The sequence below is a fragment of the Nocardioides sp. YIM B13467 genome, from assembly GCF_042788075.1.
GTDB lineage: Bacteria > Actinomycetota > Actinomycetes > Propionibacteriales > Nocardioidaceae > Nocardioides.
Map to the genome: position 1 here is coordinate 1,593,670 of NZ_JBHZPJ010000046.1, position 18,280 is coordinate 1,611,949.

Annotated in this window: 16 protein-coding genes; 7 read left to right on the plus strand and 9 right to left on the minus strand. The window is 69.1% G+C overall.

The genetic code is table 11. From position 1 onward, the window contains the following. The first annotated feature begins 55 nt into the window (after positions 1–55). The 5 genes from hemB (at position 56) to ACFX43_RS14815 (ending at position 4,697) form a co-directional block, all read left to right on the plus strand. Entirely contained in the window at positions 56–1,039 is a 984-nt protein-coding gene (gene hemB / locus ACFX43_RS14795) for a porphobilinogen synthase (RefSeq protein ID WP_378825854.1), read from the plus strand. Between the two features lie 66 nt (positions 1,040–1,105). Next, the gene (locus ACFX43_RS14800; protein WP_378825864.1) at positions 1,106–1,825 is read left to right on the plus strand and encodes a TetR/AcrR family transcriptional regulator; all 720 of its coding nucleotides are present in this window, start codon (positions 1,106–1,108) and stop codon (positions 1,823–1,825) included. 276 nt (positions 1,826–2,101) lie between these two features. Further along, positions 2,102–3,277, plus strand: coding sequence for an LLM class flavin-dependent oxidoreductase (locus ACFX43_RS14805; protein WP_378840904.1), 1,176 nt, complete (start codon positions 2,102–2,104; stop codon positions 3,275–3,277). Further along, the gene (locus ACFX43_RS14810) at positions 3,274–3,918 is read left to right on the plus strand and encodes an FMN reductase (RefSeq protein WP_378825878.1); all 645 of its coding nucleotides are present in this window, start codon (positions 3,274–3,276) and stop codon (positions 3,916–3,918) included. Before ACFX43_RS14805 ends, ACFX43_RS14810 begins: the two co-directional genes overlap by 4 nt. A gap of 116 nt (positions 3,919–4,034) precedes the next feature. Continuing rightward, the gene (locus ACFX43_RS14815) at positions 4,035–4,697 is read left to right on the plus strand and encodes a response regulator transcription factor (RefSeq protein ID WP_378825885.1); all 663 of its coding nucleotides are present in this window, start codon (positions 4,035–4,037) and stop codon (positions 4,695–4,697) included. A gap of 58 nt (positions 4,698–4,755) precedes the next feature. Here ACFX43_RS14815 and ACFX43_RS14820 read toward each other — a convergent pair whose 3' ends face one another. After that, positions 4,756–5,283, minus strand: a complete 528-nt coding sequence (locus ACFX43_RS14820) for a YbhB/YbcL family Raf kinase inhibitor-like protein (RefSeq protein ID WP_378825892.1) — start codon at positions 5,281–5,283, stop codon at positions 4,756–4,758. Between the two features lie 69 nt (positions 5,284–5,352). Between ACFX43_RS14820 and cobA the strand changes: the two genes are divergently transcribed. Beyond that, positions 5,353–6,579 (plus strand): uroporphyrinogen-III C-methyltransferase, encoded by a 1,227-nt coding sequence (cobA, locus tag ACFX43_RS14825; RefSeq protein ID WP_378825905.1) that lies wholly within the window; start codon positions 5,353–5,355, stop codon positions 6,577–6,579. A gap of 211 nt (positions 6,580–6,790) precedes the next feature. Here the strand turns inward: cobA and ACFX43_RS14830 are convergent, their stop codons facing one another. The 7 genes from ACFX43_RS14830 to ACFX43_RS14860 all read right to left on the minus strand — a co-directional run bounded on the left by ACFX43_RS14830 (position 6,791) and on the right by ACFX43_RS14860 (position 15,002). Continuing rightward, the gene (locus ACFX43_RS14830; RefSeq protein WP_378825930.1) at positions 6,791–8,128 is read right to left on the minus strand and encodes an LLM class flavin-dependent oxidoreductase; all 1,338 of its coding nucleotides are present in this window, start codon (positions 8,126–8,128) and stop codon (positions 6,791–6,793) included. Beyond that, a complete protein-coding gene (locus tag ACFX43_RS14835; RefSeq protein WP_378825940.1) occupies positions 8,128–8,889 on the minus strand; it encodes an ABC transporter ATP-binding protein in 762 nt (253 codons plus the stop codon). Before ACFX43_RS14835 ends, ACFX43_RS14830 begins: the two co-directional genes overlap by 1 nt. Then, positions 8,862–9,713 (minus strand): ABC transporter permease, encoded by an 852-nt coding sequence (locus tag ACFX43_RS14840; RefSeq protein ID WP_378825961.1) that lies wholly within the window; start codon positions 9,711–9,713, stop codon positions 8,862–8,864. Before ACFX43_RS14840 ends, ACFX43_RS14835 begins: the two co-directional genes overlap by 28 nt. Continuing rightward, positions 9,713–10,774, minus strand: coding sequence for an ABC transporter substrate-binding protein (locus ACFX43_RS14845; protein ID WP_378826003.1), 1,062 nt, complete (start codon positions 10,772–10,774; stop codon positions 9,713–9,715). The genes ACFX43_RS14840 and ACFX43_RS14845 overlap by 1 nt, the downstream gene beginning before the upstream one ends. Positions 10,775–10,956: 182 nt before the next feature. Then, complete coding sequence (locus ACFX43_RS14850; RefSeq protein WP_378826017.1) at positions 10,957–12,111, minus strand: hypothetical protein; 1,155 nt, start codon at positions 12,109–12,111, stop codon at positions 10,957–10,959. Continuing rightward, a complete protein-coding gene (locus tag ACFX43_RS14855) occupies positions 12,108–13,271 on the minus strand; it encodes a phosphotransferase family protein (protein WP_378826023.1) in 1,164 nt (387 codons plus the stop codon). Before ACFX43_RS14855 ends, ACFX43_RS14850 begins: the two co-directional genes overlap by 4 nt. Before the next feature lie 75 nt (positions 13,272–13,346). Then, entirely contained in the window at positions 13,347–15,002 is a 1,656-nt protein-coding gene (locus ACFX43_RS14860) for an enoyl-CoA hydratase-related protein (protein WP_378826034.1), read from the minus strand. 235 nt (positions 15,003–15,237) lie between these two features. Here ACFX43_RS14860 and ACFX43_RS14865 point away from each other — a divergent pair, with 235 nt between their 5' ends. After that, complete coding sequence (locus tag ACFX43_RS14865; RefSeq protein WP_378826044.1) at positions 15,238–15,909, plus strand: GTP pyrophosphokinase family protein; 672 nt, start codon at positions 15,238–15,240, stop codon at positions 15,907–15,909. A 25-nt stretch (positions 15,910–15,934) separates the two neighbouring features. Here ACFX43_RS14865 and ACFX43_RS14870 read toward each other — a convergent pair whose 3' ends face one another. Then, positions 15,935–18,250, minus strand: a complete 2,316-nt coding sequence (locus ACFX43_RS14870) for a PQQ-dependent sugar dehydrogenase (RefSeq protein WP_378826060.1) — start codon at positions 18,248–18,250, stop codon at positions 15,935–15,937. Between the last annotated feature and the right edge of the window lie 30 nt (positions 18,251–18,280).

The window sequence follows — 18,280 nt, forward strand, 5'->3', positions numbered from 1 at the left end:
GTGCACGCGGCTGTTGCATTAACGTGGAACGTACCCCTTTTGCGTTGGAGTGCAGATGAGCATCGAGAAGCCCGTGATCCGTCCCCGCCGGCTGCGCCGCACGCCGATCATGCGCCGGATGGTCGCGGAGACGGCCGTACGTCCCGCCAACCTGGTCCTGCCCGCGTTCGTGCGCGAAGGGATCGCTGAGCCCGTCCCGGTCTCGACGATGCCCGGCGTGGTCCAGCACAGCCGGGAGTCGCTGCGAAAGGCCGCGGCCGAGGCTGCGTCCGCCGGTATCGGCGGCATCATGCTCTTCGGTGTCCCGGAGACCAAGGACGCCGTGGGCTCGGGCGCGCTCGACCCCGACGGCATCCTCAACGTCGCCATCGCCGACGTCGTCTCCGAGGTCGGCGACGCGCTCACAGTGATGAGTGACCTGTGCCTGGACGAGTTCACCGACCACGGTCACTGCGGCGTGCTCGCCGAGGACGGTTCGGTCGACAACGACGCCACCCTCGAGATCTACGCCCAGATGGCGATCGCCCACGCCGAGGCCGGCGTCCACATGGTCGGCCCGTCCGGGATGATGGACGGCCAGGTCGCGGTGACCCGCGATGCTCTCGACGGCGCGGGCCACACCGACGTCTCGATCCTCGCCTACTCCGCGAAGTACGCCTCGGCCTTCTACGGCCCGTTCCGGGAGGCCGTCGACTCCGCACTCAAGGGCGACCGGCGCACCTACCAGCAGGATCCGGCCAACGCGCTGGAGGGCGTCCGCGAGGCGCTCCTTGACGTCGCTGAGGGTGCCGATATCGTGATGGTCAAGCCCGGGCTCCCGTATCTCGACGTCCTGCAGCGAGTGCGTGAGTCTGTCGATGTTCCGGTGGCTGCCTACAACATCTCAGGGGAGTACTCGATGTTGGAAGCCGCCGCCGCGAACGGCTGGATCGACCGCGAACCGGCGATCCTGGAGACACTCACCGCCTTCAAGAGGGCGGGCGCGGACGTCATTCTGACCTACTGGGCCACCGAAGCAGCTGGCTGGCTGCGAGGCTGACGTTCTCGCTCGATCAGCCGCTCAGCTCTGTGACGTGGAACATATCCTGAGAGTAGACTGCAGCCCGTGACCAATCGAGAGTTGGCCAGCCCCAAGCGCACCGGTCGGCCGCGCAACAGTGGACGGAATTCGGCGAACCCGCGGGAAGAGATTCTCAAAGAGGCATCCCGCCTCTTCACCGCTCAAGGGGTCGCGGCGACGACGATCAGCCAGATCGCCGAGTGCGTGGGACTGCGCCAGTCCTCGATGTACTACTACTACAAGTCCAAGGAGGAGATCCTCTCCGCCTTGATGGAGAAGAACCGCGAGTCGCTCACGCTCGCGGAGAAGCTTCTCGAGGAGGACGGTCCGGCTGCTCCGCGGCTCTACGCCTTCCTCTACACCGACGTCCGCCAGCTGTGCACCGCTCCGCTCGACTTCTATGAGCTGGAGGTGGCCGCCCTGGCGCAGCCGCAGGTCTTCGCGGGCTTCGAGGAGGACGGCGACAAGCTGCGAGACGCGGCCGCCCAGCTCCTCGAGCTGGGCGTCGACAGCGGTGAGCTGCGTCAGACCGACCCCGCCGCCACCGCGCTGATGCTGCTCTCGCTCAACGAAGGCGCCCAGCATCGGCTCTGGCACGGCCGGCGCGACGACGAGAAGGCCCCGGCGAGCCCTGACGCCCTGGCCGAGTCGGTCGCCGACTACCACCTCAGCTCCCTGCTCGCCGACGCATCCTCCCTGGATGCGGTCCGCGAGCTCGGGCGCGCCTTCGTCACCGAGTACGAGGACGACGAGCCCGCCGCGTGACGCCCGCTAGGCGAAGGCGTGTCGAGACCAACACAGCTGTGCCCGCGCCGCTGTAACACGTCGTTCGTAGGACTACTCGCCCTATCAGAACGACCAGATAGTCCTACGAACGACGTGTTACAGCGGCGGCAGACNCACCTGACGTACGTTGGCACAGCGGGGCCTGCGTACGCCAAGGGGTTTCCTGGAATAACGTTGATGCAGCAACTGTTTGCCGAGTAGTTCGGATTTCAACTATCGTGGAAGAGTCCACGAAAGGGGCAGGGAACCATGGGTATGCAGTTCGGCATCTTCACCGTCGGTGACGTCACGATGGACCCGACGACCGGTAGGACCCCGACGGAGCACGAGCGCATCAAGGCGACCGTCGAGATCGCCAAGCACGCCGAGGAGGTGGGCCTGGACGTCTTCGCGACCGGTGAGCACCACAACCCGCCGTTCATCGCATCCAACCCGACGGCCACGCTGGCCTACATCGGTGCCAAGACCGAGAACATCATCCTGAGCACCGCGACCACGCTGATCACCACCACCGACCCGGTGCTGATCGCGGAGGACTACGCCAAGATCCAGCACCTCACCGACGGCCGCGTCGACCTGATGATGGGCCGCGGCAACACCGGCCCGGTCTACCCCTGGTTCGGCAAGGACATCCGTCAGGGCATCAACCTGGCCATCGAGAACTACGCCCTGCTGCGCCGGCTGTGGAGCGAGGACGTCGTCGACTGGTCCGGCCGGTTCCGTACGCCGCTGCAGGGCTACACCTCGACGCCGCGGCCGCTGGACGGCGTCGCGCCGTTCGTCTGGCACGGTTCGATCCGCTCGCCCGAGATCGCCGAGCAGGCTGCGTACTATGGCGACGGCTTCTTCCACAACCACATCTTCTGGCCGGCCTCGCACACCAAGCAGATGGTGCAGCTCTACCGGCAGCGCTTCGAGCACTACGGCCACGGCACCGCCGACCAGGCCATCGTCGGGCTGGGCGGGCAGTTCTTCATGCGGCACAACTCCCAGGACGCGATCAACGAGTTCCGGCCCTACTTCGACAACGCCCCGGTCTACGGCCACGGTCCGTCGCTGGAGGACTTCACCGAGGCCACCCCGCTGACCGTCGGCTCGCCGCAGCAGGTCATCGAGCGGACGCTCTCCTTCCACGAGTACGTCGGTGACTACCAGCGTCAGCTCTTCCTGCTCGACCACGCCGGGCTGCCGCTGAAGACGGTGCTGGAGCAGCTCGACCTCTACGGCGAGATCCTGCCGACCCTGCGCGCTGAGTTCGCGAAGCTGCGCAAGCCCGGCGTCCCGGACGCCCCGACCCACGCCTCCCTGGTGGAGAAGGCCGGCGGTGCGAAGGACTCGACCGTCTACGCCGAAGGCGACTCCGCCACCGGCTCGTCCGACCGCGACCTGACCGACCCGGAGGTCGCCAAGGTGCTCGAGGGGGAGCTGTGACCCGGATCGTCGTCGTCTCCGCGGGGCTGTCGGTCCCGTCCTCGACCAAGCTGCTCGCCGACATGCTCGGCGACGCCACGACCCGGGCCGTACAGGCCCGGGGCGCGGAGGTCGAGGTCGAGCACGTCGAGCTGCGCGGCCTGGCCCATGAGCTGACCGACAATCTGCTCACCGGCTTCGCCAAGCCGGCGCTCCAAGCGGCCATCGACCAGGTGCGCCGTGCCGACGCCGTCATCGCGGTCACGCCGGTCTTCTCCGCGTCCTACTCGGGTCTGTTCAAGACGTTCTTCGACGTACTCGAGCAGGGCGTCCTGGACGCGAAGCCGGTCCTGATCGCCGCGACCGCCGGCACCGCCCGGCACTCGCTGGTGCTCGAGCACGCGCTGCGGCCGCTCTTCACCTACCTGCACGCGGTGGTCGTCCCGACCGGGGTCTTCGCCGCCACCGAGGACTTCGCCGGTGGCCCGGAGCTCCCCAAGCGGGTCGATCGTGCCGCCGCGGAGCTGGCTGCCCTGCTGGCCGTGGGTGGCGGCACGCCCTCCCCGGTGCCGCATCGGACCCTGGTGGAGGACGAGTTCGCCAACCCGACGTCCTTCGAGACGCTGCTCAAGCGGGCCTCCGAGGGGCCGCCGGAGTTCTGACCCGGCGGGGTTCATTCGGCTGCCGATGTGAACACGGGCGCGAGATACCGGGGGTTTGCGAGGAAGTGCGACAGAATGCGTCTCGACCGCTACCCCCAGCACCGAGCGGAGCCGTTGTGTCCAGCTATGAGCCGAGCGTCGTCGTTGCCGACGAGTCGCCTCTTCTTCGTGCTGGACTCACGGCCCTGCTCGCGCGTGGTGGCTACCAGGTGGTCGCCGACGCAAGTGATGCCGAGGCACTCGTCCAGGCCGCGACCGACACGCTGCCCACGTTGGTCGTGACCGACGCCCGACTGGGCCCGGACGACGAGGGCATCAGCGCCACTCTCCGGCTGCACGAGAAGGTGCCGGAGATGGGCATCGTCGTGCTCGCCGACTCGGTCGACACGGCGTACGCGGCCGCTGTCTTCGCCAGCACCGGCACCGGCGGTCTCGGCTACCTGCGCAAGTCCCGCGTACGCACCGTCCCGCACTTCCTCGACGTCGTCGGCCGGGTGGCGTCGGGTGAGGTCGTCGTCGACCCGGAGGTCATCGCCCGGATGGTCGAGGCCTCGCCCGACGCCGATCCCGATGCGATGGCGAGGCTGTCGATGCGCCAGAGCGAGGTGCTGGGCCTGATCCAGGCCGGGTTCCCCGACCGCGCGATCATCAGCAGGCTCTTCAACGGCAGGCGGCAGTTCGAGCGGTGCCTGAGCGAGATGTTCCTCGCGTTCGGGCTTTCCCGCGATGTCGAGCACCGGCGTACGCCGACGCTGCTGACCCACCTGGCATCCGGCTGACGTGCTGACGTGGGAGTCCTGAGGTCACCCGGCGACCTCAGGACTCCCACGTCGGAACTCAGTGCTGGTAGGTGCCCACCACGACGGCGCGGGCCAGTGCCTTGAAGGCCAGGTTGAAGGAGACGACGGCCGGGGTGACCCCGTCGTCGACGCCCAGCGTCTCCTCGCCGACCGCGTGGACGACGAAGTAGTAGCGGTGGACCTGGTCACCGGCCGGGGGAGCGGCGCCGCCGAAGTCCTTCGTGCCGAAGTCGGTCGCGACGTGGAACGCCTTGCCCGGGAGCTCGGCGGTGCCGGCCCCGGCGCCGGCGGGAAGCTCGGTCACGTCGGCGGGGACGTCGACCAGGACCCAGTGCCAGAAGCCGCTGGGGGTGGGCGCGTCGGGGTCGAAGCAGGTGATGACATACGACTTCGTCCCCTCCGGCGCGCCGCTCCAGCTGAGCTGCGGGGAGGTGTTGCCGCCGTCGTAGACCTGGTCCTGCTTCAGCGGCTGGCCGTCGGTCACGTCCTCGCTGGTCAGCGTGAAGGAGGGCAGGGCGGGCATGAGCGAGTAGGGATCCGGCTTCACCGGACGATCGAGTGCCATGGCCACCAACGTAGTCCGCGAATCGACCCGTTGTCAGGCCGCGCCCCGGTGTTGGGCGAGGATGTACCCATGAGTTCTGAGCATGCCGTTCCCTATCCCGCCGGTCTCATCCTGGAGGGGCGGAGGGTGGTCGTCGTGGGTGGTGGCCGGGTGGCGCAACGGCGCGTGCCGGCGCTGATCGCAGCGGGCGCGCGGGTCGAGGTCGTCTCGCCATCGCTGACCCCTGCCCTGGAGGGGCTGCTCGGCTCGGGCGAGATCACCTGGCACCAGGCCCGTTTCTCGGCCGATGTGCTCGACGGCGCCTGGTACGTCATCGCGGCGACCCAGAACGCCGACGTCAACGAGGAGATCTCGGCCGCCGCCGAGGAGCGACGGATCTTCTGCGTACGCTCCGACGACGGCACGCAGGCCACCGCCTGGACCCCGGCGACCGGACAGGACGGCGACCTGACCATCGCCGTGCTGGCCAACCGTGACCCGCGGCGCTCGGCGGGCGTACGCGACCGGATCCTCGACGGGCTGCGCTCCGGTGACCTGATCGCTCCGCACGAGCGTCAGCGAGTGCCCGGAGTGACCCTGATCGGTGGCGGCCCGGGCGACCCCGGGCTGATCTCGGTCGCCGGCCGCAAGGCCCTCATGGAGGCCGACATCGTCGTCGCCGACCGGCTCGCGCCGCGAGAGCTGCTCTCCGAGCTGCCCGCTGACGTCGAGCTCGTCGACGTCGCCAAGCTCCCCCGCGGCCGCTCGGCCCAGCAGGAGGAGATCAACCGGATCATCGTCGAGGCTGCCCTGGAGGGGAAGGCGGTCGCGCGCTTCAAGGGCGGCGACAACTTCATCTTCGGCCGTGGCTTCGAGGAGGTGCTCGCCTGCCGTGAGGCCGGCGTCCCGGTCCACGTCATCCCCGGCCTGACCTCGCCGGTGACGGTCCCCGGCGTCGCCGGGATCCCCGTGACCCACCGTGGCGTCGCGCACGAGTTCACCGTCATCTCCGGCCACGTCCCGCCGGGCGACCCCACCTCGCTGACCAACTGGTCCGCCGTCGCCGGCCTGGGCGGCACCCTGGTCCTCCTGATGGCCGTCCAGAACGCCCCCGCGATCGCGACCGCGCTTCTCGATGGCGGCCGCGAGCCCGGCACCCCCGTCGCGGTCATCTGCGACGGCACGATGCCCACGGAGCGTACGGTCCTGGCGACCCTCGAGACCCTCGAGAAGACCCTGGCCGACGAGAACGTCCAGCCCCCGGCGATCATCGTCGTCGGCGAGGTCGTCCGCGTCGCCCACCCGGACGCGTTCTAGACCTCTGGTCGGCGCGGCGTCGACTCGTTGCCATGAGTTGCGTCCTACTGTCGCGTCATGGACGTTCTGTGCATTCATGGCGGTCGAGGGGTGCGCGATGATCGCACTTGTGCGATCATCGCGCGAGTGCGATCATGATCATGGAGGTCGAGCTCCATGACGAGGTCGTGAAGTGGCTGGANCGGCGGCCCACCCCGACCCCGAACAAGGATCAGGAAGCAACCTCCCCAAGATCAACCCGATTCTCCGGACGCGGCAACCCATAGTGATCCCGAAGAGTGACCCCGGTGTACTCAGTCCGGAAGAGCCCCCGCTCCTGCAAGATCGGCACGACAGAAGTAGCAAACGCCTCGATCCCAGAAGGCAGCACAGCAGGCATGATGTTGAACCCGTCAGCAGCGCCGTTCTCGAAGTAGTGCTGGATCGTGTCAGCAACCTGGACAGGGGTCCCGGTGAAGGTGCGATGACCGCGCCCACCACCCAGTTTCCCGATCAGCTCACGGACCGTCAGACGATCACGACGAGCCCAGTCGACGACGAGCGTGTAGCGGCTCTTGGCGCCCTCGATGGAGTCCTCCGAAGGCAGATCGTCGGGCAGCTCCGAATCCAGGTCCAGCCGCGAAGGGTCGACCCGGAGCAGCTGAGCGAGCTGGGCGAGGGCGTACTCCGGAGCGATCAGCCGGTCGAGCTCGGCCTCCAGCTCACGCGCCTCGGCTTCGGTCTCGCCGAGGACCGGGACGATCCCGGGCAGCACCAGCACGTGGTCGGGGTTGCGGCCAGCGGCGACGACGCGCCGCTTGATGTCGGCGTAGAACGCCTGGCTCTCGGCCAGCGTCGGCTGGGCGGTGAAGATCGCCTCGGCCCAGCGGGCCGCGAACTCCTTGCCGTCGTCGGAGGAGCCGGCCTGGACGAGCAGCGGGTGGCCCTGCGGCGATCGCGCCAGGTTGAGCGGGCCTTCCACCGAGAAGTGAGGCCCAACATGAGAGATCGGCCGAATCCGGTCACCGAGCGCATGCACCCCGGCGTCCTTGTCCGCCACGATCGCGTCGTCGGCCCAGCTGTCCCAGAGCTTGGTCGCCACCTCCAGGAACTCCGAGGCCCGCTCGTAGCGGGTCTTGTGCAGCGGCTGCCCCTCCAGACCGAAGTTGCGCGCCGCAGCATCCCCGGCGGTCGTGACGATGTTCCACCCCGCCCGACCGCCGGAGATGTGGTCCACCGAGGCGAGCCGCCGGGCGAGGTTGAACGGATCGTTGTACGACGTCGAGGCCGTGGCGATCAGGCCGATGTGCTGCGTGGAGACCGCCAGCGCGGACAGCAGCACGGTCGGCTCGATCCGCCCCGACGGCCGACGGCCCGGCTCGCCGAACAGAGCCGGGGAGTCGGCCAGGAACAGCGAGTCGAACTTGGCCTCCTCCGCCACCCGCGCCAGATGCTGATGCGCCGCGAGCGACAGGTTGGCATGCGGGTCAGAATCCGGGAGCCGCCACGACGCCTCGTGGTGACCGGTGTCGAGCAGGAACAGGTTGAAGTGGAGCTGTCGGGCGCCCATCAGGCCACCTCCTCCTCGACCGAGTCGACCACGCCGAGCTCGGCCAGCAGCTTGGCCCTCAGCGACGCGAACCGCGGGTCGCCCGGGCTCCTCTTGGCGCCCAGGTCGATCCGGATGTCGGAGCCGACGACGCCGTCGACCAGCACGATCACCCGGTCGGCGAGCGCGATCGCCTCGTCGACGTCGTGGGTGACCAGCAGGATGGCGGGGTTGTGGGCGGCGTACAGCTTCTGGAGCAGCTTGTGCATCTTGATCCGGGTCAGCGCGTCCAGGGCACCGAACGGCTCGTCGGCGAGCAGCAGCTGCGGGTCGCGGACCAACGACCGCGCCAGCGCCGCGCGCTGCTGCTCGCCGCCGGAGAGCTCGTGCGGCCAGGCCTTGTCGCGACCCTCGAGCCCGACCTCGGTGAGCGCCTCGAGACCACGGGCTCGGGCGTCGGGACCCGACAGCCCCAGGACCACGTTGTCCAGCACCCGCCGCCACGGCAGCAGCCGGGAGTCCTGGAAGACGACCGAGACCCGCTCGGGCACCTCCACGACACCTGAGCCCGAGACGGCGCGGTCGAGGCCGGCGAGCGCCCGCAGCAGCGTGGACTTCCCGGAGCCCGAGCGCCCGATCAGCGCCACGAACTCGCCGCGGGCGATGGTGAGGTCGAGCCCGTTGAGCACCCCGCCGGCCTCGGAGAAGCTGCGGCGCAGCCCCTCGACGCGTACGGCGGGTCCTTCGGGTGCAGTCAGTGACTCTCCAGCGTGCGTCGCCATGCCAGTGCCTTCCTCTCGGTGAAGCGGACGATGCCGTCGGCGACCAGGCCCAGCAGGGCGTAGACGACCAGGCCGACGACGATGATCTCGGTCTGGCCGTAGCTGGACGCGAGGGTGATCATGTGGCCGATGCCGCTGGTCGCGTTGACCTGTTCGACGACCACGAGCGACAGCAGCGCATTGAGCACCGCGAACCGCAGCCCGAGCAGGAAGCCCGGCGTCGCACCCGGCAGCACGACATGCCGGACGAACGCGCCGCGCCCCAGGCTGACGGTCTCGGCGAGCTCCGCATAGCGGCTGTCGATGCCACGCAACCCGTTGTGGGTGTGGATGTAGATCGGGATGAGTACGCCGAGGGCGATCGTGATCACCTTCATCGGCTCCCCGATCCCCAGCCACAGGATCAGCAGCGGCATCAGCGCCAGACTCGGGATGGCCCGCTTGACCTGCACCGGACCGTCGATCAGCGCCTCACCGACCCGGCTGAGCCCGGAGACGAGCGCGAGCGCCAGCCCGGCGCCGACCCCGATCACCAGCCCGAGCGCGGCCCGATAGGCCGAGGTCGCGAGGGCGTCGGGAAGCCGTCCGTCGGCGATCAGCCGCTGAGCAGTCTCGACGACCACCCATGGCTCGGACAACGTACGCGGATCGAGCACGCCCGTCGCCGAGGCGAGGCACCACAGCCCCAGGAGCAGGATCGGTCCGATCCACAGCGTGCCGGGGACCCGCGGCCCCGGGCCGAGGCGGCGGCGTACGACCCTCTTGTCGGTGGTCTTCTCGGAGACGACGCCGACGATCGGCGCCTCGACTGCGGTGGTGGCCATCACCGACCGTCCTTCACGGCCTCGGCGATGACCTTCTCGTAGCGGCGGTCGTAGAGCTCGGTGACGTCCAGCTCCGGATGCTTCTGCTCCTTCGAGAGGATGTCCGCGGTCTCCTGCTGGCGCTTGATGAAGTCGTCCCAGTTCTCCGGGATGACGTTCTGGCCAGAGGTCTCGAAGACCTTCTTGCCGTCCTCGAACGTGAGTCCCTCGTGGTCGACGTAGTAGGCCTGGATCCACTCGTCCGGGTGCTCGTCGACCCACTTCTCGGACTTGACCCACAGCCCGAGGAAGTCCTTGAACGCGGCCGCCTTGGCGGCGTCCTCGAAGGTCTCCTCCGGCCCGTAGATGAGGGTCGCGTCGTCGCGGATGCCGGTCCGGATCGAGGTGGCACCGTCACGGCCGTACTTGGCCAGATAGGAGGTCAGCTGCGGCCCGCCCAGCGGGGCGACGTCGACCTGGTTGGAGGCCAGCGCGTTGGAGAAGGTGTCGTCGACGCTCTGGATCTCGACCAGCTCGACATCCTCCTGGGTGAGCCCAGCAGCCTCGAGCGTCTTGAGGACCAGCGCGCCCTGGGCCTGGCCCGGCGAGTAGGCGATCTTCTTGCCCTTCAGGTCCTCGAGCGTCTTGACCTTCGACTTCGGCGCGATGCCGAGCTCATAGATCGGGTTGTCGAGCGGGTCGGGGTTCTCGGTGACCGCGACGATCTTGACCGGGGTGTCGGTCCAGGTCGCGAACAGCGGCGGGATGTCAGCGACGTAGCTCGCGTCCAGCGCGTCCGCGCGGAACGCCTCGATGCTCTTCGGACCACCGGAGATGTTGGCCCACTCGATCTCGTAGCCCTCGACCTCGTCGATCAGGCCGGACGCCTTCAGCGCAACCTCGATGGGCGGGAGCCCGAGGCGCAGGACAGTCCCCTCGGGGACCTGGTCGGGGAGCGCCGCGTCGGCGGCGAGCTTGGAGGCACTGGACGCATCGGCACCGCCGCAGGCCGTCAGCCCCAGGAGCAGGGTCGAGAGAACGGCGGCGATGGCGGTCAGGCGCGGTGGGGTGGGGCGGATCATGGCTCTCCTCTGGTTGGTCCGTCCAAACCAGAGTAAGTCACTAGAGTTTAGCCATAAACGGATGTTCGGATCCTGAGACCGCCGAGAAGTCAGGTACACGGGCCGAGACGTCACTTGCGTCGGTCGAGATGGCACTCGATTGCCGTCTCGGCCGACGGGAGCGACGCCTCGGCAGGCTTGGGTCAGACGCGGTCGAACCAGTCGGTGAAGCCGGAAGGGTCGTGGCGACCGAGGACCCCGTGCTCGAAGAGCCCCCAGCCCTCGACCGCATCGGCACCCGGACCGTGCGCGACCGCGCGCCCGACGTGGTCGATCACCCCGAACGGCACCCGGCCGACGACGTCGGGCGCCTTCATGTCGTAGGTCAGCCGCTCGGTGAACCCGGCGCCCTTCCAGACCCCGTGAGCCCAGTCCGAGTCGCCGCCGTAGCCACCACCGACATGGATCGGCACACCCAGCAGCGAGGCGACCTCGAGCACCAGCTGCTCCCCTGACGGAGTCGTGCACGTGATCGTCGCGCCCTCCGGGAGCCTCGTTCCCTCCTGGTAGTGGACCCGCACGTGCGGCCAGCCGAGCTGCTCGACCCGGCCGTCGGCGAACACCCGCGTGCAGTCGTTGAGGGTGCGATGACCGTCCGGTGTCTCCTGGATGATCAGGACGACGGCGAACTCCTCGAACCGCAGCGGCACATAGAGCCACCACATCCCGTCGAATCCCGGATCGGCCGGCTTGCCCGGCGGCAGCCCCTCGCCGGAGGGGCGGATGCCCCAGGACCGGTCCCGGGTGCCGACCCAGCGGTCGGGGTCGACGACGATCGTCTCGCCGTCGACCTCGATCACCCCCTCCCAGGTCCCGACCTGCGCGAACCGCTGCGCATCGAGCACTGTCGCCGCACCCTGACGCATCACGTGCGGCTGCTCCTGGACCACCTCGAACGAGCCTTCCCATCGCAGGTCCAGGGCGATCCCGTGAGTCTCCTCCATCACCAGCCGGAGCTTCCGCAGCGGCTCCGAGACCTCGATCCGGTACGCCCCGACCCGCTGCTCCAGCCGGTCACCGCCCCGCGGGTCGGCGCCGTCGCCCAGGTGAACGGCGGTCTGCTCGTCGCCACGGCGGAGCAGGACGTACGCGTCCTTGGTGCCGAGGTTGGGATAGAACCCCATCCCGGAGATGAGGAAGATGTCGCCGGTGCGGTCGTGGGCGTTGAGGTAGCAGCGGTCGTAGAAGTTGCGGTCGCTGCTCCCCGCCCAGGCCACCGGTCGCGGGAGCTGGTGGATCGGATACTCGTCGAGCGGCCCGACGCCGACGTACTCCCCGTGCCCGCCCAGCACGCTCACGCACCGACCTCGTCCAGCATCGCCTCGAACATCGCCCGGTGGTAGAGCACCGACTCCGGGTCCTCGGGCGCCTCGATCTCACCGAAGTGGATCTGCCGCGCCGCGATCCGCAGGTAGATGATCCCCCACATGACGGCCGCGTGGACCTCGTGCCAGGTCAGGTCGCCGAGCTCGACACCGCTCGCCGCGGCATAGGCCTTCCGGACCTCGTCGGCGGTGAGGAAGCCCGGCATCCCGGGCAGTTCCAGCATCGAGGCCAGGTCCTCGAAGATGCGGTGGGCGAAGATCATCCAGGTCACGTCCATCTCGCGAGGCCCGAGACTGACCATCTCCCAGTCGAGGACCGCCACCGGCGCGAAGTCGCGGTAGATGATGTTGCCGATCCGCGCGTCACCCCAGCACAGGACGGGCTCGCCGCCATCTTCGGAGAGGCCAGTCTCGGGGAGGTGGGTCTCGAGCCAGGCCAGACCTCGCTCGACCAGCGGCGAGCGGCCGCCCCACTCCTCGGCGGTGGAGGCGAAGGCGTACCAGGCCCGGGTCTTGGCCAGGTTGCGGGCGACCAGCGTCTCGCCGGAATGACCGGCCGCGGCGGGATCGAGGAAGGCGAACCGCGAGGCGGCGTCGGGGATCGCATGGAGTCCAGCGAGCACCTCGACCGAACGCCTCTGAAGCGCCGCGCGGTCCGTGGGCGAGGCGTCGAAGAGCCAGCTGTCGCCGAAGTTGTAGGGCATCACGTCGGGCGGGACGACTCCCTCGACCCGCTCCATCAGGAAGAACGGCGTGCCCAGGACCGAGCCGCTCATCTCGGCGAGACCGACCTCCGGGACCGGCACGGGAGACAGCGAGCCGGCCAGGCGCATCGCGTCGTACTGCGCCTGCAGGTCATAGGTCGCGAAGACGGGGATGTCCTCGGGGCGGGGCGCCACCCGAAGGACGTACGCCTTCGTCTGCCTGTCTCCGGCGACGGTCGAGGTGACATCGAGCAGGACGGTCTCGCTGGAGAGCCCGTTGGCGTCGATGCCCCCGATGAGGTCGACCTCGGGATCAGCACCTGGCGGTAGCGCCGTGGCCAGCCACTGCTCCAGCCTCGCGCCGATCGCCGCAGGGTCGCGGCCCGATCGCTGGAAGGTCATCTCGGGCGGCGGGGACGCCTGGGTCACGTGCTCCTCCTGGTGGTGTGTGAGTCAGGTCACACACCACCAGGTTGGTGGAACACGTTCTAGTTTGTCAACCGGTCAGAACCGGACCTTCGCCGGCGTCTCGGTCGGCGCGGCCTTGCTGACGAACGCCTTCCGCTTCGCGGCGAACCCGAAGCGGTCGTCGAAGATGTCGCGGGCCATCTCGGCCAGCTCGATGCTCTGGTAGTAGGACATCGGCATCGCACAGGCACGGCGTGCCTCGCGGGCCGCCAGGGCCGGGACGTACGCCTCGGGCTCGGCAACGCTCTGCGCCAGGTTGCGCAGCCAGCCGTCGAACTCGGCCGCGTCGCGCGGACCGAGATCGCTGACCATGTCGATCCGCGCCGCCTCGTCCGCCGAGATCGGCAGCTTCGCGCCGAGCAGCTCGTCGGCCTTCTCGGCGCCGACCCGGCTCGGCAGGCCCCAGGTGTGCAGCTCGGAGCCGAAGATGCCCATGTCGTAGTAGGGGTTCAGCACGACACCGGCGCGCGCGACCGTGATGTCGGCGCAGAGGCCGGCCATCACGCCGCCGGCTCCGGCGTTGGCGGTGAACGCGGCGATGGTCAGCTGCTCGGCCTCGGCGATCGCCAGGCAGAGCTCGTCGATGGCCCGGATGTTGTCCCAGGCCTCGGCCGCCGGGTCCTGCGCCGCCTCGATCACGCCGAGGTGGATGCCGTTGGAGAAGGCGTGCTCGGTGCCGCGTACGACCAATACCTTGGTGTCCTCGATGAGCGCCTTGCGGACGGCATCGGTCATCCGGCGACACTGCTGGGTGTACATCGCGCCGCTGTAGGAGCGGAGGGTGAGGTAGCCGACGTCGCCGTCGCGCTCGTAGGTCGTCTCGGCCAGCGCGTCGGGCATCCTCCGGTAGGGCGCGTGCCTGGTGTCGAGCACCCAGGCCGCTGGAAGCTTGGGGCCGCGCTTCTTCTCGAGCGTGGCGGCGTAGCCGACCCACAGGGTGCCCTCACCGGTGGCGATCGCGACCGCGTCGGTGTCGATCCCGACCACGGTGCCCGGCTCCACGTCGCCATGGTCCTCAGGCGTCGTGGCGGCGTCGAAGAGGCAGTACGTCTTCCCACCGACGGTCGCCGGTGCACCCGGGGCACCGTCGGCCGCGGCGATCCTCCGGGCGATCTCGGCGGCCGGCGCGGACCAGTCGATCTCGAAGGCCTTGCGGCGCAGCAGCGGAAGCTCGCCGGTGCCCTCGACCTCAGCGGCCCACTCCTCGGCCGGCTTCGGCGCCTCCCCCGCGGCGACCATCCGGAGGACCTCCGCGACGCAGTCCATCGCGGCATCGGCGACCGGGCCGTTGTAGAGCGCGCTCTTCGCGATCGGGACCTCGGGCATCGCGAAGGTCTCGGTCGCCCAGACCGGGCCGGCGTCCATCTCCTCGACGGCCGACAGCGCGGTCACGCCCCAGCGGTCCCGCCCGTCGAGAGTGGCGTGGTCGAGCGAGGACGGGCCTCGGTCGCCGACCGGGCCCGGGTGGATCACGACCGTCGGATAGCGACCCCAGACCGCCTCGGGCACCCGGTGCTTGAGGAACGGGCACAGGATCAGCTCGGGCTCGATCGCCTCGACCGCCGCCACCAGGGAGGAGTCGTCGTGGACCGGGGCCAGGAGGACACCGACGTCATTGCCGGCCTCTTTCAGATCGCACCAGACGCGCTGGGTCAGACCGTTGAACGCGGAGACGAGCAGCAGAATGCGCATGTGGGGGAAGTGTCCTTACTCGTAGGCAACCCGAACAGACCTGTATCCCCCGAGGGGTATTTATCCCCCGAGGGGTGTCACTGTATCGAGCGCACCCAGCCGGCTGCACCTCGGTGTCCAGAAGAGGGACCGAAGACCCGGCGAGCACCGGGCCGCTCGCCCCGGTCTCGCGCCGGGCACCACGCCATCGTCTTGTCGCCGCCTGCAAAGATGGCTCTGTGTCAGGAGGGGGACAATGACCACAGTCGACGACAACCCGCTCAACGGGTTGATCGATCTCGTCGAAGCGAGCAGCGACGAGATGGCGCGCGAGCTGGCCAGGTTCCGGATGCGCTACAAGTTCGCGATCGACGAGGTCTCGACCAAGATCGCGATCCTGCGCGAGGAGTTCGAGCACGCCCACGATCACAGCCCGATCGAGCACGTACGCACTCGGCTCAAGTCGCCCGACAGCCTGCTCGCCAAGGCCCGCAAGATCGGCTGCCCGCTCACCCTCGAGGCGCTGGAGCAGCAGATCCGCGACATCGCCGGGATCAGGGTCGTGTGCCCGTTCGTCTCCGACGTCTACTGGATCATGGAGATGCTGGGCAGCCAGTCCGATGTCGACGTGGTCGAGGTCGAGGACTACATCGCCGACCCGAAGGCCAACGGCTATCGCAGCCTCCACCTCATCATCAAGGTGCCGGTCTACCTCTCCGACCGGGCGGTGGACGTGCCGGTCGAGCTGCAGATCCGCACGATCGCGATGGACTTCTGGGCCAGCGTCGAGCACTCGATCTACTACAAGTACGACGGCACCGTCCCCTCGACCCTGCGCGACGAGCTCGGCGCCGCGGCCCGCACCGCGGCCGACCTCGACGCCACCATGGCCCGCCTACGCAGCGAGGTCCACGGCCCGGTTCGCTGAACCGAGCCGTGGACCCCCGTCGGCGTCAGCGGCCGTTGACGAACCGCTGGTACTGGGCTCGCGCCTCATCGGGCGTGATCGCCCGGTCGAGGAACATCAGCGAGTCCATCCGGCAGTTGCAGGGGTTCCGCTCGACGGTGTCCTGCGGGAAGGACCCGCCGACCTTGTAGCCACGCGGCAACGTGTCGGAGGTGCCGGTGCCGTCGACCTGCCACGGGTCACCGGCGGAGGTGTAGAACCCCTCGACGGCCTTGCCGTTGCGGTAGAGCGCCATCTTGCCCGTGGTGTAGTCGAACGTCGCCGCCAGGTGCACCCACTGACCTCGTGGCAGCAGGGTCTGCCAGTCCGCCGAGGCGGCGAAGGTCTGCGAGGCCCCTTCGTCGAGCCGGCGTCCCAGCGCGACCAGGCGCAGGGTGCCGTCGACGTTGATGAGCTCCAGCAGGGCGCGTACGCCGTGGCCGTCGGAGTTGCCCGAGAGCACCCCGGCCAGGCCGATCGCGTTGAACCGGTCTGTCGGATCGGCGGTCACCGAGTTGAGTGCCGGCCCGTCCATGTCGACCTTGAACCAGCCGGCCACGGTGATCTGCTCGGCTCCCGCGAACGGCGCCAGCGAGGCGACCCCGTTCTGGTTCCACGCCCCCGCCTTCCAGTCGTCGTTGCCGTTGACCTCCGGGTTCAGCTGCTGGGTCTGCAGCGCGTTGTTGCTGGTCCGGTAGGCCGAGTCGCGCACCTGCATGGCGTTACCGCCGTTGACCTGGTTCAGCAGCGTCCGCGAGAAGCCCTGGTCCTCCTCGCGCGACCCCGGGGCGAAGGGGTGCTCGAAGTCGTAGTAGCTGACCAGGTCCTCGCGCAGCGACGGCACGACCTCGCTCGGCCAGGGCCGGTGCACCGTGTTCACGACCTTCCAGATCTTCCCGTTGGCCTTGGCCAGCAGGTAGAGGTTGCGGCGGGAGTCGGTGCCGAAGCGCAGGTCGACGCGCGGGTCGTCGACGAAGTCCTGCATCGAGAGCCGCTTGCCCGAGGTGTCGAAGAGCTGCATCTGGTGCAGGGTCGCCTCCCGGCTGCTGCCGCGGCGCATCTGGCGGGAGTCGGTCCAGTAGACCTCGCCGTTGACCAGGTCACCGAAGACGTACTTGCCCTTCAGGTCGTCGAACCGGCCGCGGTAGACGACACCGCCGCTGACGGCGTGCCCGCTGTCGGAGGTGCAGGAGTAGTTGGCCGGCGGGTCATGGTCGAAGGAGGCCACGGGAAGGGTGAAGCCGGACATGTCGTAGTCGTCGGGGACCGTGTAGAGAGCACACTCGTCGGTGTTGTCGTAGAGCAGCCGGCCCTCGATCTCGCTCCAGCCGAGGTTGTCCCCGGCGCGTACGTCGTAGACGCCCTCGATCGCGTGCTGGCCGATGTGGCCGAGCAGGAGGGTGCCCTTCTCGACGTCCCAGGAGAACCGGTGCGGGTCGCGCATGCCGTACGCCCAGATCTCGCCGATCGCGCCCTCCCGGTCGACGAACGGGTTGCTGTCCGGGACCCCGTACGCGCCGTTGCGCCCGTCGCGGGCGAGCGGGTCGATCCGCAGGATCTTGCCGAACGGGTTGCCGAGGTTCTGCGGGTCGTCGCTGCGGACGCCGTTGCCGCCGTCGCCCGAGGCGATGTAGAGCAGCCCGTAGTCCTCGTCGCCGGGCCTGGCGGTCGGGTTGAAGTCGATCTGCTGGATGGCGTGGATCTGACCGGCGAAGTCGATCCGCATCACCTCACGGCTGGTGCCCTCGAAGGTGTCGGCCGCAGGGTCGGTGGCGTCCCACTCGGTGACCACGCTGACCGTCCGCCCGGAGCCGGGATTGGTCTGCGACGGGAACGTGGGCGTCTTGGCGAAGCCGCCGAAGCGCTCGGTGTGGGTGGTGTAGAAGAGCCCGTTCGTCTCGAACTCGGGGTGGAACGTGATGAACCCGGCGCCGCTGCCCAGCCCGGCACCGGACCAGAAGTCGACGAAGTGGTCCCGGAGGTTGAGGTACTCGTGCTGCTGCCCGCCCTCGAGGAGATACATCGGCCCGTTGAGGTCGGGGACGTACATCCGGCCCGAGCCGTCGGGGACCTCACCGATGAAGTTGATGCGGTTCTGGCGGACCAGGCGCTGGTCGGTCGGAGCGGGGTAGGGCTCGGTCTTGGGAAGCTGAGCGACCTCCTGGAGCACGAGGCCGAGGCTGCTGCGTAGGGGCTGTTCGGGGATGGGGTCGGGGACGGGCTCGCTGCCGGGGATGGCGGCGTTGGCAGAGAGCGTGGGGGTGAGTAGCGCGGCGAGCATGGCGCCCACCGCGAGACCGCCCCATAGACGTGAGGTTCCCATGGGTGTGTTCTCTCCTTACCGAGGTGCGCT

What these genes read in the sequence shown, in the direction of transcription:
- ACFX43_RS14860 (WP_378826034.1), bottom strand. Translation starts at nt 15,002, where the DNA reads ATGCGCATTCTGCTGCTCGTCTCCGCGTTCAACGGTCTGACCCAGCGC.
- ACFX43_RS14830 (WP_378825930.1), bottom strand. Translation starts at nt 8,128, where the DNA reads ATGGGCGCCCGACAGCTCCACTTCAACCTGTTCCTGCTCGACACCGGT.
- hemB (WP_378825854.1), top strand. Translation starts at nt 56, where the DNA reads ATGAGCATCGAGAAGCCCGTGATCCGTCCCCGCCGGCTGCGCCGCACG.
- ACFX43_RS14820 (WP_378825892.1), bottom strand. Translation starts at nt 5,283, where the DNA reads ATGGCACTCGATCGTCCGGTGAAGCCGGATCCCTACTCGCTCATGCCC.
- ACFX43_RS14870 (WP_378826060.1), bottom strand. Translation starts at nt 18,250, where the DNA reads ATGGGAACCTCACGTCTATGGGGCGGTCTCGCGGTGGGCGCCATGCTC.
- ACFX43_RS14840 (WP_378825961.1), bottom strand. Translation starts at nt 9,713, where the DNA reads ATGGCCACCACCGCAGTCGAGGCGCCGATCGTCGGCGTCGTCTCCGAG.
- ACFX43_RS14805 (WP_378840904.1), top strand. Translation starts at nt 2,102, where the DNA reads ATGCAGTTCGGCATCTTCACCGTCGGTGACGTCACGATGGACCCGACG.
- ACFX43_RS14835 (WP_378825940.1), bottom strand. Translation starts at nt 8,889, where the DNA reads ATGGCGACGCACGCTGGAGAGTCACTGACTGCACCCGAAGGACCCGCC.
- ACFX43_RS14845 (WP_378826003.1), bottom strand. Translation starts at nt 10,774, where the DNA reads ATGATCCGCCCCACCCCACCGCGCCTGACCGCCATCGCCGCCGTTCTC.
- cobA (WP_378825905.1), top strand. Translation starts at nt 5,353, where the DNA reads ATGAGTTCTGAGCATGCCGTTCCCTATCCCGCCGGTCTCATCCTGGAG.
- ACFX43_RS14865 (WP_378826044.1), top strand. Translation starts at nt 15,238, where the DNA reads ATGACCACAGTCGACGACAACCCGCTCAACGGGTTGATCGATCTCGTC.